This is a genomic window from Pseudomonas sp. DF5 (genome assembly GCF_058148225.1).
Genome location: NZ_JBYVYM010000002.1, coordinates 1 through 17,569 on the forward strand (window position 1 = coordinate 1; position 17,569 = coordinate 17,569).

Sequence of the window (17,569 nt, forward strand, 5' to 3'; positions counted from 1 at the left end):
GCGGTGTGTCAGGTAAAACGCTTTCGCGGGCAAGCCTCGCTCCTACAAAAAACCATCAAAAGGATTTGCTGACACTCGCCACCAGGGTCGCGCTGCACACATCGTCGAACCCCCAGTTGCTGATGCATTGGCTTTTCGACAAATCGGTGTCGATGTAACTCAACCCCAGCAACACCCCGGCCACTTCGCGGGTCAGCTTCGCCTCCCACTCGTGGTAAGTCTCCTCGCCATGCCCCGAGGCCGAATACAGGCGCGGGTCTTTGAAGTCCATTTCGCCGTAGCGCAGTTTCAGCCCCAGCCCATAGGGCAATTCGGTTTCGTAGCCAACGTAGCGGTACAACGTGCTCTGTTTGCTGTCGATGCCCGGCGCATCGGCGGAGTAATAGGCCGCGAGTTTCACGCCATAGACGTCGAGAATCCCGTAGACCTCGCTCTGATTGAACTGGCTCTCTTTTGGATACGTGTATTTGAGATAGCCGACATCCAGGCTAATGGCATCCGTAGCCTGCCAAAGCCAACCGCCGTAGTAGTCGACTTCCTGGCGGGTTTTCAGGCCGCCGCCGAAATCGACGTTCGAACTCCAGGCGCCCAGATACAGGCCGCTGCTGTGGGCCAGGGTTACACCGGCCTGCATCGCCGGGTCGTTCTGGGTTTGCGAAATACCGCGGGTGCGATAGTCGCTGGCCAGGGTCAGGTCGACCAGCACGGCGAAGTCGTCATTCAAGGGCACGGCCTGGCTGCCCAGGGGCAACAGGCTGAAGGATGCGAGGGCGACCAGGGTGAATGCTTTCATGGTGCAGTGCCTTTGTTGTGATTGTTATGGGCAGATTTGAGACAAAGCTGCTCCAGACCCCAGCGATGAACGCGGAGTTGGGCAGCGTGTACAGGCGATTTTTCTCAGAGTGTCGGGGCGTAGACTTCGCGACCGGCGAACCAGGTTTGCAGCACTTGGGTGTCGTGCAGGGCTTTCTCATCGACGCTGAACACGTCGCGGTCCAGCACGATGAAATCGGCTTGCTTGCCGGGGCTCAACGAGCCGATTTGCTTCTCTAAACCGATAGTGCGGGCGGCGTTGAGGGTGTAGGCGTAGAACATCGTTTCCCGGTCGATGCGTTCGTCGGCGTTCAACACACCCAACGGACCGTTTCGGGTGATCGCCTGGGCCATGGCGTTCCACGGATTGGGCGAAGACACCGGCCAGTCGCTGGCTCCGGCGATCGTCGCGCCCTGTTTGAGCAGCGAGTGCGCCGGGTACTGATAGCGGAAGGCGAGGGCGCTGACGTAAGGCTTGATCATGTCCAGGGTGTAATCGTCGGCGGAGGCCCAGAGCAACTGCATGGAGGCGATGACGTTGAGCGGTTTGAACCGCGCAAACTCTTTCGGGTTGACCATTTGCAAATGGGTGATCGAGTGAGTCACGCCGCTCTGGCGATCCTTGCGCGCCTGGGCGATGCCGTTCAGGGATTCGCGTACCGCGCGGTCGCCGATGGCGTGGATATGCACCCGCCAGCCGCGTTGATCGATGGCACTGACCAGTTCGCCGAAGTGCTTCGGATCGATCAGCAACTCGCCCTGTTTTTGCGAGTTGGTGTAAGGATCGATCATCGCCGCGCTCTGGGCCGGGTATTCGATTACGCCATCGGCAAAAATCTTGATACCGGGCAGGGTCAGGTTGGGGATGCCCTGGAATTGCTGGCGGACCTTGTCCAGCGTGTCGAGATCGGCCGGTACGCTTTTCGGATTGGCCACCAGCAGGGCCGCGACGTGGGCGGTCATGCCACCGCTTTGCGATAGCGCTTTGTACACCGGCAGTACGCCGACGGTTTTCTCTGTGGGTTTAAGGGCAAACACCGGCTCGCCGGGGGCGGCGTTGGCAGCGGGGTCCATCCAGGCCGTAATGCCCAGGCTGTTGTTGTAGCGCACGGCGGTTTGCGCGGCGCGCAGCATGTCGGCGGCACTGGGCGCGGGCATTTTTAACGCAACCCGATCCCAACCGGCGTCCACCAGAAAACCGTTGGGGCTACCGTCGGCAAGCTTGCCAATGGTGTCGAGTTCGGCAGCCGGCAGGTTTTGCAGCAGGGCGGCGTCGATGCCCGCGCGTTCGAGCATGACGTTGTTGGCCCAGGCGGTGTGGTGGTCGCTGCCGGTGAATACCACGGGCACCTTGGCCCATTCGCCGCTGTTGAATTTCTTGCCGAGGGCCTCGGCCTGGGCCCAATACGCCGAACTCATGCCGGCCACGCTCAGCACATCGCCGTGTTTCGCCTTGCCGTCATCACGCCATCCGCGCAGGCGTTTTTCCAGCTCATCGAGGCCGACCACCTCATCTTCCATATTGGCCGAGGCCATTTCCAGACCGCCGAAAATCGCGTGGGAATGGCTATCGATCAGACCGGGCATCAACGTCTTGCCGCCGAGGTCGATCACTTTCGTTTGCGATTCAATCAAGGCTTTTATCTGTGCATCGCTGCCAACTTGCAGCACTTTGCCGTCCTGCACCGCCAGGGCCTGCACCTTAGGCTGGTTGCGGTCGGCGGTGAATATCTTGCCGTTGAGCAGCACCAGATCGGTCGCTGCCATGGCTTCCATCGAGGCAAAAGCCACAGCGGCCATCAATAGATTCGGGATGAATCTTTTCATTGAATGTTTCCTTGTTATTGCGTCTGATGGCCCAGATTAGTGGCTGCTTATGCTCAGCAGAACGCCTCACTCACGAAAAACGTTTTTGCCGGAATGGAAAAAGAATGGACAAGTTGGGTGCGTTGAAAATGTTCGTGGTCACGGCGCAACTGGGCAGTTTCAGCCGCGCCGCCGAGCAACTGGGCAAGACCCCGTCGGCCCTGACCAAAGCGGTCAATCACCTGGAGGCCGAGCTCGGTGCCCGGCTGTTCGAGCGCAGCACCCGGCGGATTCTGCTGACGGAAGTGGGGCGGCTCTACCTGGAAACCGCGCGTCAGGTGTTGCAGCGGCTGGACGAGGCCGGTGAGGAAATCGAGCAGTTGCAGCATGGCCTGCGCGGCAATCTGAAAATCACCGCGCCACTGGCCTATGGGCAAGCCTTTCTCGATCAGGTGTGTGGCGGTTTTCTGGAGCAGTATCCGCAGATCAATCTGCAAGTGGACCTGTGCGATGAGTTCGTCAATCTGCTGGAAAGCGGCTATGACCTGGCCCTGCGCGAAGGCCATGACGACCTGCCGGGGCTGATCGCCCGCGTCGTTGGCAGCAATCGTCTGGCGTTGTGTGGCAGCCCGGCCTATCTGGCGCGCAAGGCGTTGCCGGTCACCCCGCAAACCCTCGATGAGCACGAATGGTTGCTGTATCGCCATCCCTTGCTCAGCCGCGAATTCTGGTGGGCCGAGCGCGATGGGCAGCGCTTGAGCCTGCCGCAACCCCAGGCGCCACGGCTGCGCAGCGACAATTACGACTTGCTGCTGGCCAATGCGCTGGCCGGACGCGGGTTGTTGCACACGCCGCTATGGAGCGCTGCGCCGTATCTGGCCGACGGTCGACTGGTGCGGGTGATGGCGGACTACGACATCGATCCCGACAGCTTTGGCCCGCACATTCTGGCGGTGTACCCGAGCCATCGGCGAGCGACTGCCAAAGTCGTGGCTTTTATCGATTACATCGCCGGGTTTCTGGCCTCTCGTGGGTTGGGCTGACTGGCGGTCCTTGCCAGGAAAATGCCGAAAGAGTACAAATGTACTCCATGACGACTTTAACTCCCCGCCGTACCGCCATCCTGACCTTCATCCGCGATCGCATCGCCGAACACGGTCAGCCCCCGAGCCTCGCTGAAATCAGCGAGGCCTTCGGTTTCGCCTCCCGTAGCGTGGCGCGCAAGCATGTGCTGGCGCTGACCGAAGCCGGTTTCATCGAGGTCAATCCGCATCAGGCGCGCGGTATCCGCTTGTTGAACCAGCCGCCGCGGCCCGAGCTGCTGGACGTTCCGGTACTGGGCCGCGTGGCGGCCGGTGCGCCGATAGGGGCTGATGCCGAGGTCCACAAGCGCTTGCTGCTCGATCCGTCGATCTTCTCGCGGGTGCCGGATTACATGCTGCGGGTCCAAGGCGATTCGATGATCGAGGACGGCATTCTCGACGGCGATCTGGTGGGCGTGCGGCGCAATCCCGAAGCGCTCAACGGCCAGATCGTGGTGGCGCGGCTCGACGGCGAAGTCACCATCAAGCGTTTCGAGCGGGTCGGCGATGCTGTTCGACTGCTGCCACGCAATCCGGCTTACCAGCCGATCATTGTGCGAGCCGATCAGGACCTGGCCATCGAAGGCGTGTTCTGTGGTCTGGTGAGGCAAGGGTGATGGGCGCCGTCGTTGCGCTGGATACGCTGTTCAATGGCGGCCAGGTCTGGAAGGGCCGGCCTGCGCCACCGGCCGTCAGCCCGCAACCCACGGGGCATGCGGCGCTGGATGCGGCGTTGCCGAGTGGTGGCTGGCCGGAAGCGGCGCTGAGCGAAATCCTCCTGGCCGGGCAGGGCGTGGGTGAGTTGCAACTGGTGTGGCCGACGCTGGCACGGTTATCGGCGGCGGGCGAACGCATCGTGCTGGTGGCGCCGCCTTATGTGCCGTATCCCCAGGCCTGGCAGAACGCCGGGGTCGATCTGCGCCAGTTGTCGATCATCCAGGCCAGCGAGCGCGATGCGCTGTGGGCGGCGGAACAATGCCTGCGTTCGGGCAGTTGCGGGGCGGTGTTGTGCTGGCCGCACAAGGCCGACGACCGGGCGTTGCGACGTTTGCAGGTGGCGGCCGAAACCGGGCAGACCCTGGCGTTCGCCTATCGCTCGCTCAGTGAAGCCATCAACCCGTCGCCAGCGGCCCTGCGCATCGCCATCGATGCCAAGCCTGCTCAGTTGCGGGTACTCAAGTGCCGGGGCGGGCTGGCCCGTTCGGCGCCGATTGCCTTTGCCGTGGGGCACTGAGGTTGCCATGCGCTGGGTTTGCATTGTCTTCCCGCAATTGGCGCTGGACGCGGTACTGCGTCAGCGCCCCGACCCCGATGAACCGTTGGCGCTGCTGACCGGCCCGGCCCAGCGGCGGGTGCTGCAGGCGGTCAACGGTGCGGCGCGGGCGCTGGGTTTGCGACCCGGTCAGTCGATGACCGCCGCCCAGGCGCTGAGCAAAGGGTTCGTCACCGCCGAATACGATGCCGCCGAAATCGAACATTGGCAGCAGTTCCTGGCCGCCTGGGCCTATCGGTTCAGCTCCCAGGTCAGCGTGCATTACCCGCGTGCCGTGGTGTTTGAAATCGAATCCAGCCTGGGCTTGTTCGGGCCCTGGCCGCAGTTCGAGGCGCGGCTGCGCGCCGAGCTCGCTGAGCTGGGGTTTCGCCATCGGATTGTCGCCGCGCCAAATCCGGTGGCGGCGCGGGTGCTGGCCAACGTTTATGACGGTCTGGTGGTGCCGGACAATCAAGCCTTGCAGCATCACTTGGGGCAACTGCCTGTCGACCGGATCGCCCTGGAGCCCAGCGTTGCCACGGCGTTATCGCGCATGGGGCTGCGCACCTTGAGTCAGGTGCAGGCGCTGCCCCGGCATAGCCTGGCCCGGCGTTTCGAGGCCCAGGTGCTCAAGCATCTGGACAGCCTGTTCGGTGAGCGGCGGTTGGCGCTGGCGTTTTACCTGCCGCCCGACCGCTTCGATGTGCGCATCGAGCTTAACTTCGATGTGCAATCCCATCAGGCGCTGCTGTTTCCGTTACGCAGGCTGACTGGCGACCTGTCGGCATTCCTCTGCGGCCGGGACAGCGGCGTGCAACGTTTCGACTTGCACCTGGAACACGCCGGCTTGCCGGACACCGTGATCAAGGTCGGCCTGCTCAGCGCCGAGCGCGATCCGGCGATGCTGTTCGAACTGGCCCGGGGGCGCTTGGAACAGGTTCAGGTCGAAGCCCCAGTGCGCGGTTTTCGTCTGCGCGCCGAAGATCTGCCGGCCTTCGTGCCCCAGTGTCAGGAGTTGTTCGACGACCGTCCGCAGCAGTCCTTGCCCTGGGAGCAACTGCGTGAACGCTTGCGCGCACGGCTGGGGGATGAGGCGGTGCAAGGCTTGCGCTTCCTGGCTGATCACCGGCCGGAATGCGCGTGGCAGGCGACTGTCGACAACCAGGCCAGCGGGGGGCTGCCAGCCGTGCAACGTCCGGGCTGGTTGCTGACTGAACCGCAGGCGGTACACGAAGGCTCGACGCGCATCCTCATGGGGCCGGAGCGCATCGAGTCCGGCTGGTGGGACGGCGCCGATGTGCGCCGCGATTACTACCTGATCGAAACCCGTTCCGGTCAGCAGGGCTGGGCCTATCGGGCGGTGGGCGAAGATGGTCCGTTGTGGCTGCAAGGCTGGTTCGCATGAGCGTCGACTATGCCGAGCTGCACTGCCTGTCCAACTTCAGTTTCCAGCGCGGTGCCTCCAGTGCGCTTGAGCTTTTTCAACGGGCGAAAAAGCAGGGCTATCAGGCGCTGGCGATCACCGACGAATGCACCCTGGCGGGTATCGTCCGTGCCTGGCAGGCGGCCAAGACCGTGGAGTTGCCGCTGATCATCGGCAGCTCAATACGTATCGAAAATGGCCCGAAACTGGTGCTGCTGGTGGAAAACCTCGAGGGTTATCAAGCCCTGTGCCGACTGATTACCCGCGCCAGACGCCGCACGCAGAAAGGCCAGTATCAGGTGCTGCGGGAGGATTTCAGCGAGCCGTTGCCGGGGCTGTTGGCGTTGTGGGCGCCGGACGCCGTCGATGATTTTGCGCAGGGTCACTGGCTGAAGCAGAGCTTCGCCGAGCGCCTGTGGCTGAGCGTTCAGTTACATCGCGGGCAGGACGACACTCGGCGACTGGCGGCACTGCTGACCCTGGCGCGGGAACTGCGGATCCCGGCGGTGGCCAGCGGCGATGTGCATATGCACACCCGGGGCCGGCGCGCCTTGCAGGACACCATGACCGCAATCCGCCATCACGTTCCCGTGGCCGAGGCCGGGTTGCGTCTGCACCCCAATGGCGAACGGCATTTGCGCAGCCTCGACGACTTGCGCGATCTCTACCCGCAGGCGTTGCTCGACGAGACGCTGAACATCGCCCGGCGCTGTACTTTCGACCTCGGTCAGTTGCGTTATCAATATCCCCGGGAACTGGTGCCCGAGGGGCACACGGCCACGTCCTGGTTGCGGGTACTGGCAGAAAAGGGGATTCGCTGGCGCTGGGAAAAAAGCCCCAAGGCCGAGGTGTTGGCGCAGATCGACAAAGAACTGGAGCTGATTGCCGAGCTGGGGTACGAGAGTTATTTCCTGACGGTTCAGGACATTGTGAATTTCGCCCGCCAGCAACACATCCTTTGTCAGGGCCGCGGTTCTGCCGCCAACTCGGCGGTGTGCTTCGTGCTGGGGATCACGGAAATCGACCCGGATCGCAGCACGCTGCTGTTCGAGCGCTTTCTCTCCAGGGAGCGCAACGAACCGCCGGACATCGACGTGGATTTCGAGCACGAGCGGCGCGAAGAAGTCCTGCAGTATGTGTTTCAGCGTTATGGCCGGGCCCGTGCGGCGCTGACGGCGGTGGTCAGCACTTACCACGGTGCCGGCGCAATCCGCGATGTGGCCAAGGCGTTGGGTTTGCCGCCGGATCAGGTCAACGCCCTGGCCGACTGTTGCGGCCACTGGAGTAATCAGGCGCCGCCCGTCGAGCGTCTGCGTGAGGGTGGTTTCGACCCCGATAGCCCGGTGTTGCGCCGAGTGCTGAGCCTGACCCAGCAACTGATCGGTTTTCCCCGGCACCTGTCTCAGCACCCTGGCGGTTTCGTGATTTCCGAGCAGCCTCTGGACAGCCTGGTGCCGGTGGAAAACGCCGCCATGGCCGAGCGCACCATCATCCAGTGGGATAAGGACGATCTGGATGCGGTCGGGCTGCTCAAGGTCGATATTCTGGCGCTGGGCATGCTCAGCGCGATTCGCCGTTGTTTCGATCTGCTGCGTCGGCACCGAGGCCGCGACCTGAGCCTGGCGACGGTGCCGGCCGAAGACCCGCAAACCTACGAGATGATTGGCCATGCGGACACCATCGGGGTGTTCCAGATCGAGTCCCGGGCACAGATGTCGATGTTGCCCAGGCTCAAACCCAAGAACTTCTACGATCTGGTGATCGAGGTGGCGATCGTTCGTCCGGGGCCGATTCAGGGCGGGATGGTGCATCCCTACCTGCGGCGGCGTAAGGGCGAAGAAGAGGTGAAATACCCGTCGAAAGAACTTGAAGCGGTGCTCAAGCGTACGCTGGGCGTGCCGCTGTTCCAGGAACAGGTGATGCAGATCGCGATTGTCGCCGCCGACTACAGCCCCGGCGAGGCCGATCAGTTACGTCGCTCCATGGCGGCCTGGAAACGCCATGGCGGACTGGAACCGCACAAGGAACGTTTGGCGGACGGTATGAAGAAAAACGGCTACACGGCGGAGTTCGCCGCGCAGATCTTCGAGCAGATCAAAGGCTTCGGCGATTACGGTTTTCCCGAATCCCACGCCGCCAGTTTCGCCTTGCTGACCTACGCCAGTTGCTGGTTGAAATGCCACGAGCCGGCGGCTTTCGCCTGTGCGCTGATCAACAGCTGGCCGATGGGGTTCTACAGCCCGGACCAGATTCTCCAGGACGCCCGCCGCCATCATTTGCAGATTCGCCCGGTGGACGTGCGGGCCAGTGACTGGGATTGCAGCCTGGAACCGATCACCGGCGCGCAGCCGGCGATACGCATGGGGCTGCGGATGATCAAGGGCTTTCGCGAAGACGATGCCCGGCGTATCGAGACGGCAAGGTCGAAAGGGGCGTTTGCCGACATCGCCGACCTTGGCGAACGGGCACGACTCGATGCCCGCGCCCAGGAGCAACTGGCCGATGCCGGTGCACTGCGCGGGCTGGCCGGTGACCGGCATCGGGCGCGCTGGGAGGTGGCGGGGGTGCAGAAGCAGCTCGGTTTGTTTGCCGGTCTGCCGAGTCAGGAAGAGCCGGCAGTGGAGCTGCCAAAACCCACCGTGGGCGAGGACCTGCAAGCCGATTACGCCAGTGTCGGCACCACCCTCGGCCCGCATCCGCTGGCGTTGCTGCGGGGGGAACTCAAGGCTCGGCGCTGTCGCAGCTCCAGGGAATTGCTGATGGTCGAGCATGGGCGTCCGGTCAGCGTCGCCGGGCTAGTCACCGGTCGGCAGCGTCCGGGCACCGCCAGCGGTGTGACCTTCGTGACACTTGAAGACGAATTCGGCAACGTCAACGTGGTGGTCTGGCGCGATCTGGCCGAACGGCAACGGCAGGTATTGGTCGGCTCGCAATTGCTCAAGGTCGACGGGCGCTGGGAAAAGGTGGGCGAGGTGCGGCACCTGATTGCCGGACGCTTGAGCGACCTGAGTTCATTGCTCGACGGTATCTATGTGCGCAGCCGGGATTTCCGCTGAGCCTTGGTGGTGGATATGTCACCTGTGCAGGAGCCGCTTGTCACAGGGGGCGGTCGAGAATCAGCTATACCTCAATGAAACCATTGGCGTCGGCCGTGCTCGAAACATACGGGCAGGCACCGTCTCCTCATGCTGTTGCACTGCCTGAAAACATGTCATTCACAAGACATAGGCCAGTCGATGCAGTTTCTAGAAAATAGCCACGGATGTACCGGCTGGGGCGGCGAAATGGCCGAACGCATTCGTGCGTTCGACTGGAGCCTGACCGAGCTTGGACGCATCGACACTTGGCCCGGGAGTCTGTGCAGCGCGGTGCAATTACTGCTCGCTTCACCGTTGCCGATGGTGATGCTGTGGGGCCGTCCCGGTTACATGATCTATAACGACGCCTACTCAAGATTTGCCGGTGGCCGCCATCCTTACCTGCTGGGCTCCCCGGTGGAGCTGGGCTGGCCGGAGGTCGCCGAATTCAATCGTCATGTGGTGGATACCTGCCTTGCGGGCGGCACCTTGTCCTATCACAACAAAGCTCTGGTATTGCTGCGCGACGGTGTTCCCGAAGACGTCTGGATGGACCTTTATTACAGCCCGGTCGCCAATGATGATGGGGGCCCCGCCGGAGTCATGGCAATAGTGGTTGAAACCACTGACCATGTGATTTCCGAGCGCCGACGCCAGGAAGCCGAAAGCGCCTATCGTGCCGATAATGAAAGGGTTCGCCTGGCCCTCAATGCCGGGGCTTTGCTCGGCTCGTTTGTCTGGGACATCAAGGCTGATGTGTTGTCTGCCGACGAACGATTTGCCCGCACGTTTTCCTACCCGCCCGATCAGGACCTGGCCAACCTGTCACCAATCATCGCCCAGATGCAGATTCATCCCGACGATCGCAGCTGGGTCCGGGCGCGGATGAATCAGTCGGTGGAAACCGGCGTGCCCTATAACGCCGAATACCGGGTTCTGCGTCCCGATGGCAGCTACCTGTGGGTGCTCGCCAGCGGGTGTTGCGAGTTCAATGAGCAAGGTGAAGCGTTGCGCTTTCCCGGGGTGTTGATCGACATCCACGAACGCAAGATTGCCGAAGAATCTTTGCTCAAATTCACCCGCAACCTGGAGCAACGAGTCGCTGAAGAAGTCGAGGCGCGGCTGGTGGCCGAAGAGCAGTTGCGTCAATCACAGAAGCTCGAAGCCATCGGCGGACTTACCGGCGGCGTGGCCCATGACTTCAACAACCTGTTGCAGGTGATCGCTGGCAACCTGCACTTGCTCGCGCGTCACGAGCCGGACAACGCCAATGTGCAACGCCGGGTCAGCGCATCGATTGTCGCGGTCGAGCGCGGGGCCAAATTGTCTTCGCAGTTGCTCGCTTTTGCCCGTCGCCAGCCCTTGTCACCGGCCGTATGCGACCCACGGCAGATCTTCGAAAACCTCGGAGAATTATTGCAGCGAGCGCTGGGAGAGACGATCCAGATCAAGGTGTCCGCACCTGACGATCCATGGCACCTCTACGTGGACCGCAATCAACTGGAAAACGCCATTCTCAACCTTGCGATCAACGCCCGGGATGCCATGAGCGGCGAGGGGACCATTGCCCTGAGCGCCGAGAACATCGTCCTCGACCGCAAGTTTTGCGCCGGCAAGGGGATTGGCGCTGGCGATTATGTCTGCGTGACGGTGGCTGACTCGGGTATCGGCATGCCGCCGCAAGTGCTTGCACAGGCCTTCGAGCCGTTTTTCACCACTAAGGCTGATGGTCAAGGCACCGGCCTGGGTTTGAGCATGGTGTTCGGTTTTGTCAAACAGAGCGGCGGGCATATCGAGATTTCCAGCGTCGTGGGGCAGGGCACGCGGGTGCAGTTGTATTTCCCTCGCAGCTTGCGCCCATTGCTTGATGAAACAATGCGCCATGCTCCACAGCATCGGGGCGGGCATGAAACCATTCTGGTGGTCGAGGACAACGAAGCGGTGCGCAGTTCGGCCGTGGACTTGTTGCGCGAAGAGGGCTACCAGGTGTTGACCGCGGCCAACGGTGACCTGGCGATGCAGATGCTGCTCGACGGCGCGACAGTGGACCTGATCTTCACCGACGTGGTCATGCCCGGCCTGATCAAAAGCTCGGACCTGGCCGCCTGGGCAAAGGTACAGAACCCTCCGGTGGCGGTGTTGTTTACCTCCGGCCATACCCGCGACATTATTACGCGCGATCACCAACTCAGCTCCGACACGTATCTGCTGAGCAAACCTTATGGCCCCGAGGCACTGACACGGATGGTTCGCACGGTGCTCGGTGGTTGATTCAAGGGGTGGCTTTCCAGGCGCTCGGGCTATGGGGATATCGCGTTTGCGACAGGACGACGAACGGGCACCGCTGGTCTGATAGACGGTCGACAGAACCGGGTAAGCGAGGCCATTCTGATAATTGGCGAACGCCATCGATCACGTTTGCCACCGATTAACAAACGGAGGTGTTCCATGCCGGTGACCCATGACCTTTATCAGGACTTGCGCTGCACGAAGGAAGAGATCCAGCAAAAACGCACCAAGGATCCGTTACTGGATTCACTGCTCAACAAGTACACCCAGGCGGACGCAGAGGTGGTGAAGGCCGAGTCCGCACAATCGGATGCGCCCAGCGATGAGGTACTGAAGAAGCTCAAGGAGAAGCGTGTGCAGGTCAAGGACAAGATCGCTGAGCGACTTAAGACGCCGTCCTGAGGACGCTGTGCAGAATCACCGAAAACTGCCGGACGATGAGGATGTAACGCCACGCGATGGAGAGAAGGATCCACGCTGATCGATAATCGCCCGGACAACCCTGATCCAGTGTGGGAGCAAGCCCGCTCCCACAGTTGGATCGCTATCACGGCTGCAATGCCGCACTCAACGGCAACCGTGCCATATGCCGCGCTTTCAGCGACCCCAGATATAACCAGTCCCCATACTCGCGCACGGTGGTGATGGGGGAGTAGTTGCCGCTGCTGGCGTCCTGCAGATTGGCAATCACTTTGCCGTCGAGGTCCAACCCCAGGACGAAAGCGCGTTTCTCCACGGGCTTGGGCAGTACGGTCAACGCCCTCACGATCATTTTGCGTACCAGAGGGTAGGGCGCGGTGGTGTCGAGCAGTGCATTGCGCGGTGCATACAGCGCCACCCAGAAACGGTCGCGGCCATTGAAAGCCAGGTTGTCCGGCAGCCCCGGCAAATTGTCGATGAACAGATCGTGGGTGCCGGCTTTCGGCCCGGTCAGCCAATAGCGGCTGATGCGATAGGCGCCAGTTTCATTGACCAGCACAAACGCGTCGTCAGGCCCCAGGGTCACGCCGTTGGCGAACTCCAGTTTGTCCAGCAGGACCGCCGTATTGCCGGTCTGGAAGTTATAACGCAGCAAACGGCCGTCGCCACCGTGCTCGATGATCGCCTCGCCGTCCTTGCCGTAGCCCCAACGGCTGGAGGAGTCGCTGAAATAAGCGTAATGCCCGGGCTTGTCGATGGCCACGTCATTGGTAAAACCGAAGGGCAGGTTGTTGGCCGTGGTGGTCAATGGAATCAACCGGCCCTGAGCGTCGAGCGACAGCAAACCTTTGACCCCGTCGGCGATCACCAACAAACCATTGGGGTGCCGTGCCAGGCCCAACGGCCTGCCGCCGGTATCGGCCAGCAGTTGGGTGGTTTTGCCGTCGAGGCTGGTGCGAATCAACCGGCCGTCATGCAGGCCGGTGATAAGGGCGTCTTTCTCCAGCAGCAACGCCTCAGGGCCGTCGATGTCAGCAGCACCGACACGTTTCACGCCTTTGAGTCGCTGATTGTCGGCGTAGATGCCCTCGATGAGGGAGGGCGCCGTTGGCGGTGTCCAGGCTACCGGTTGAACCTTGGTCGGCAATAAAAACAGCAAGGCGCTGATCACGATGATCAGCAGCAGCAACCAATGCCGAAACTTGAGGGGTCTTTTCATGCGCTGACTCCTGCCAGGGCCAGATGTTTTTGCGCCATCTCGCGTAACGCCAGCATCGACTCCGCCGATTCGCGCTCGATGCGCCGCTTGAGCACCAGACGATTGGCAATGCGCATTGCCAGGCCGCTGAAGCTGTATTCCAGAGTACGGACAAACCGCGTGTCATCGCCCTCAACCTCACACTCGTAAGTCACCACCAACGAGAGACCATGATCGCCCCGGGCCCGAGCCCTCCAGCGGCGTCCGGGCAGGTATTCGTCGACTTCCCAGCTCAAATGCCCCTCACGCCCGCCGGCGCGAATGTCTTCCTCGAACCGTGCTCCGGCATACAACGGCCCGTTCTGCCCGTCGACCTTGAGGGAGGACGGATGCCACTGCGGCCAATGGATCGCGGTGCTGGCGTAGGCGAGCACAGCCACTGGGTTTCCAGCGATGTCGATCACATGCTGCATACGGGTCATGGGCGTTCTCGTCAGGGGCGCTTGCTCCGGTTCCCAGTAGAGGGTGCCGAACAGGTAGTCCATCAGGGGCAACACGATATTGAAATTGCGCTCCTGCATTAGCTCACGACGGTGATGTAGCTCATGCAGACGGCGCATCTGGCGGATCCACGGCAAACGCGTCACCGGGTTGCCGGGCGGTAGATGTTCGCAGGCATGGAACACCTCGTAGGTCAGGTAACCGAGCACCATGCAGCTGCCAAACAGCCCCGCGACGTTGCTATTGAACTGAGCCAGCAACCACCAGGCAGGCGCCGTGATGACGAGGGTGTGCAACACGATCAGCCAGGCTGGAAACAGAATCACCCGCCAGTCCCGGGCGCTGTCGTAGGTCATGTGGCCGGGGGTGAAAAAGCTGTGATGGTCACCGGCGTGACGGGCGTAGAACATCCGCGCCAGGCTCTTTTTGTGGTGCCCCAGATGCCGATGCACGACGTACACGCCGAAGTTGAAAAACAACAGGGTCAGCGGCACCGCCATCCATTCCAGCGGTTGCACCTGATGCACCGTGCGCCAGAATCCGCCGATGGCCAGCAACCCGAACAGCAACACAAAAGCGCCGTGCAACCAAGGGTTGTAGAGCGGATGAATATCGGCACGGTAGCGCGCGCGGAACGCTTCGGTGGTCTGCCTCACTGGGTTCACCTGTGGTTATTGTTATAACCAGCAGATTAGCCGATCCCGCCGCACAGGCAGGCCGAACCTTGAGGACACAAGCGCCATGCTCCGGTGCGAGACGCCCGTATGGTGTCAGGTCAGCGGGTTCCAGCGCTGGGACCAGTCGTCGTCCGTCTTGATCACTTCCCGCAGCAAGTCGAACGCCCGTTGCAGAGTCGCCGAGTCGCGGTCCCGGGAGTAAACCAGGTAGGTCGGGTAACTGAACTCCGGGGCTTTGGGCACTTGTTCCAGCAAGCCGTTTTCCAGGTAACTCTGGACCACCCGGGTGCGGAAATAGCCGCTGCCGCCGTTTTCCAGGATGTATTGCAAGGCCAGCGGGCCGAGGTTGAAGCTCAGGGCTGCCTTGGCTTTTTCCGGCAGCGCCGCATCGTGCTGGCGACGGAAATCCGGGCCCCAGTCGATATACACGTAAGGATCGGGTTTTCCGGCCAGGCGAACCAGGATGAGTTTTTCTTCCAGTACTTGTTCAACCTGCAGCCGGGGCCAGTATTCGGGCTGATAGACCAGCGCCGCATCCAACACCCCCAATTCCAGTTGGCGCAGCAGGTTTTCGCCGTCACGGATTTCCATGCGCAGGGCGTGGCTGGGAATCTTCTCGCGCAGTTCCCCGGCCCAACTGAGCATCAACGGGTTGCACAGGCTGACCTCTCCACCGATGTGCAGCACGTCGCGGTAGCCCTCGGGTAGCGGCAAGTCGCGACGAGCGGCTTCCCAGGTCTGCACCAATTGATTGGCGTAAACCACAAAGGCCTCGCCGTTCGGCGTCAGACGCGCACCGGCGCGATTGCGCACAAACAGCGTGCTGCCCAGCTGACTTTCGAGCTTCTGCACCCGGGCAGTGATCGCGGTCTGGGTGACGTGCAGCTTTTCAGCCGCCGCGGCCAGGCTGCCGTGGCGGACGATTTCCAGAAAGGTACGGGCGAGGTCGATGTCCATGGGCAGGCCGATGTGGGAGGTGCGGGCATTGTAAGAGCAGCCATGGTCTTCCGATACCGTCTGTGGCGAGGGAGCTTGCTCCCGCTGGGGCGCGAAGCGGCCCCAAGCCTGCTTCAGATGCATCTCATCGATGGTATACGGCTGCTGCGCAGCCGGACGGGAGCAAGCTCCCTCGCCACAGAGTTCACTGTCCGGCCTGATCACCTTGTGCCAAACAATCAGTCCACCAACTCAACCTCCCTCACCACCGCCCAATCAGCCACCAACCGCTGCGGCGTGCCGCAAGCCTTGCGCTTGAGCACAAAATTACGGCACTTCTCGGCGAACTGTTTGCGGTTTTGCACCATGTCCTGGTGCATTTCTTCCAGCTCGGCATTGCGGCAGTGCTGCATCAATTGAGTATCGAACCGGTTTTTACGCTCACGCACCGCCTGATACATCGGATCACTCAATGCACCATTGGCCCGCTGCAACAGCCACAGGTCAAACTCGTCCGGACAGCGCGGGCCGATTTCCTGGACCATGCCCAACTGCAAGGCCTGGACGGCGCTGATTGGCAGACAGTCTTCGGTGAGCTTTTCCGCCATCGCCCAGCCGACGGCGCGGGGCAGGCTGTAGGTCCAGTATTCGGAACCGTACAGGCCCATGGTTTTGTAATGGGGGTTGAGCACGATGTCGGAGCGGGCGAAGACGATATCGCCAGTCAGCGCCAGCATCAGCCCGCCGGCTCCGGCATTGCCGGTCAGGCCGCTGACAACCAATTGCCGGGCGCTGAGCAGTTCCTGGCAGACGTCGTCGATCGCCTGAATATTGGCCCAGGCTTCCAGCCCCGGAACTGCTGCGGCCTGGATCACATTGAGGTGCACGCCGTTGGAGAAACTGCCGCGTCCACCCTTGATCAGCAGCACTTGGGTGTCCCGGGACTTGGCCCAGCGCAGGGCATCCACCAGTCGCTGGCACTGTTCGGTGCTCATGGCGCCGTTGTAAAACTCAAAAGTCAGCTCGCCGACATGCCCCGACTCGCGATAGCGGATCGGTTGATAGCTTTCGCTGTTAAACGGCTGAGAGGCGATCGACCAATCAAGGGTCGGAACTTGCGCAAGCTGTTCAGCGAGCACATGCCGGGCCGGACGCTTGAAGGTTTGTTCATCGGGCCGGGGTTTGCGTCGCAGCGAACCGATCCATAGGCTGTGCTCACCAGTCGCGACCAGCACCGCATCGTCGTGCACCGCGAGAATCTCCCCCGGCGTGCCGCCGCGCGAATCAAGATGAGCGTCGTACAGGTAATACTGACCGCCGGCCAGGCTGGCCAATACGCCGGGCTGACCGTCGGCGGCATCGATGCAGCGTTTGATGAAGTGTGCGCTGTCGTGCCAGCTGAAGGAGCGGTCGGCTTGCTTCATGTTCGGCTGCAAGCGGCCAATGACATGGCGTTGGCTGTAGTCCAACGGCACTGGCTCGAAACCGTCGATAAACTTTTCCACGACTTCGCGAATGCAGGCGATCGCCGCGTCGCTGACGCGTCCGTTGTACAACTCGGACTTGCGCAGCCCCTGGGGCAGGTTGAATTCATAGGTGGCCCAGACCGGCCCGGCGTCCATTTCCTCCACCGCTTGCAAAGCTGTCACGCCCCAACGGCTGAGTTCACGGGTGATCGCCCAGTCCAGCGCACTGGCGCCACGGTCGCCGACGATACCCGGATGAATGATCACCACAGGACGCTGGAGATTGCTCCACAGTTGTTGTGGCACCCGATCCTTGAGGAACGGGCAGATCACCAGATCGGCGCCGGAATGCTCGATCTGTTCGCACACCGCGTCTTCATCGGTGAACAGCACCACGCTGGGCGAGTGGCCGGCCTGACGCAAGTCCAGCCAGGCCCGCTGGGTCAGCCCGTTGAACGCTGACGCCAGCAGAATGATCTTCAATGACCGCATGATTGACTCTTCCTTGAGAATGATCGGCCGCAGGCTCCCAATGAGCCGTCCTTGGCCTTCGATGGAAGAGCGATAGTAGAGAGTGTGGGGGGAAGGGCAACTGATCGAGATCAAGCTTGTGTCAGCGAGTGTTGCAG

The 17,569-nt window shown here is 61.8% G+C and carries 13 protein-coding genes; 7 read left to right on the forward strand and 6 right to left on the reverse strand.

Annotated elements, in window-relative coordinates:
- Nucleotides 1–55: 55 nt before the first annotated feature.
- Together AC30D7_RS02105 and AC30D7_RS02110 are read right to left on the reverse strand one after the other, a co-directional pair.
- Nucleotides 56–793, reverse strand: coding sequence for a TorF family putative porin (locus AC30D7_RS02105; RefSeq protein WP_490132844.1), 738 nt, complete (start codon nucleotides 791–793; stop codon nucleotides 56–58).
- A 104-nt stretch (nucleotides 794–897) separates the two neighbouring features.
- A complete protein-coding gene (locus AC30D7_RS02110; protein ID WP_490132845.1) occupies nucleotides 898–2,640 on the reverse strand; it encodes an amidohydrolase in 1,743 nt (580 codons plus the stop codon).
- Nucleotides 2,641–2,744: 104 nt separating this feature from the next.
- Between AC30D7_RS02110 and AC30D7_RS02115 the strand changes: the two genes are divergently transcribed.
- The 7 genes from AC30D7_RS02115 (at nucleotide 2,745) to AC30D7_RS02145 (ending at nucleotide 12,144) form a co-directional block, all read left to right on the forward strand.
- Nucleotides 2,745–3,662: a LysR family transcriptional regulator gene (locus tag AC30D7_RS02115; protein WP_490132846.1), complete on the forward strand. Its 918-nt coding sequence runs from the start codon at nucleotides 2,745–2,747 to the stop codon at nucleotides 3,660–3,662.
- Between the two features lie 38 nt (nucleotides 3,663–3,700).
- Entirely contained in the window at nucleotides 3,701–4,318 is a 618-nt protein-coding gene (gene lexA, locus AC30D7_RS02120) for a transcriptional repressor LexA (protein ID WP_490132847.1), read from the forward strand.
- Entirely contained in the window at nucleotides 4,318–4,935 is a 618-nt protein-coding gene (gene imuA, locus AC30D7_RS02125) for a translesion DNA synthesis-associated protein ImuA (RefSeq protein ID WP_019578465.1), read from the forward strand. Before lexA ends, imuA begins: the two co-directional genes overlap by 1 nt.
- Before the next feature lie 7 nt (nucleotides 4,936–4,942).
- Complete coding sequence (locus AC30D7_RS02130) at nucleotides 4,943–6,358, forward strand: Y-family DNA polymerase (RefSeq protein ID WP_490132848.1); 1,416 nt, start codon at nucleotides 4,943–4,945, stop codon at nucleotides 6,356–6,358.
- Nucleotides 6,334–9,432 carry an error-prone DNA polymerase gene (locus AC30D7_RS02135; protein ID WP_490132849.1) on the forward strand — a complete coding sequence of 1,033 codons (3,099 nt, stop codon included), beginning with the start codon at nucleotides 6,334–6,336 and terminating at the stop codon, nucleotides 9,430–9,432. The genes AC30D7_RS02130 and AC30D7_RS02135 overlap by 25 nt, the downstream gene beginning before the upstream one ends.
- Before the next feature lie 180 nt (nucleotides 9,433–9,612).
- Nucleotides 9,613–11,724 (forward strand): hybrid sensor histidine kinase/response regulator, encoded by a 2,112-nt coding sequence (locus AC30D7_RS02140; protein ID WP_490132850.1) that lies wholly within the window; start codon nucleotides 9,613–9,615, stop codon nucleotides 11,722–11,724.
- A 177-nt stretch (nucleotides 11,725–11,901) separates the two neighbouring features.
- Complete coding sequence (locus AC30D7_RS02145; protein WP_018927630.1) at nucleotides 11,902–12,144, forward strand: DUF465 domain-containing protein; 243 nt, start codon at nucleotides 11,902–11,904, stop codon at nucleotides 12,142–12,144.
- A 145-nt stretch (nucleotides 12,145–12,289) separates the two neighbouring features.
- Here AC30D7_RS02145 and AC30D7_RS02150 read toward each other — a convergent pair whose 3' ends face one another.
- From AC30D7_RS02150 to AC30D7_RS02165, 4 genes are all read right to left on the reverse strand, one after another.
- The gene (locus AC30D7_RS02150; protein ID WP_490132851.1) at nucleotides 12,290–13,381 is read right to left on the reverse strand and encodes an SMP-30/gluconolactonase/LRE family protein; all 1,092 of its coding nucleotides are present in this window, start codon (nucleotides 13,379–13,381) and stop codon (nucleotides 12,290–12,292) included.
- Nucleotides 13,378–14,517 carry an SRPBCC family protein gene (locus AC30D7_RS02155; RefSeq protein WP_490132852.1) on the reverse strand — a complete coding sequence of 380 codons (1,140 nt, stop codon included), beginning with the start codon at nucleotides 14,515–14,517 and terminating at the stop codon, nucleotides 13,378–13,380. The genes AC30D7_RS02150 and AC30D7_RS02155 overlap by 4 nt, the downstream gene beginning before the upstream one ends.
- Before the next feature lie 114 nt (nucleotides 14,518–14,631).
- Nucleotides 14,632–15,495, reverse strand: coding sequence for a LysR family transcriptional regulator (locus AC30D7_RS02160; protein ID WP_007941771.1), 864 nt, complete (start codon nucleotides 15,493–15,495; stop codon nucleotides 14,632–14,634).
- Nucleotides 15,496–15,713: 218 nt separating this feature from the next.
- Nucleotides 15,714–17,432, reverse strand: coding sequence for a hydrogenase maturation protein (locus tag AC30D7_RS02165; RefSeq protein ID WP_490132853.1), 1,719 nt, complete (start codon nucleotides 17,430–17,432; stop codon nucleotides 15,714–15,716).
- Between the last annotated feature and the right edge of the window lie 137 nt (nucleotides 17,433–17,569).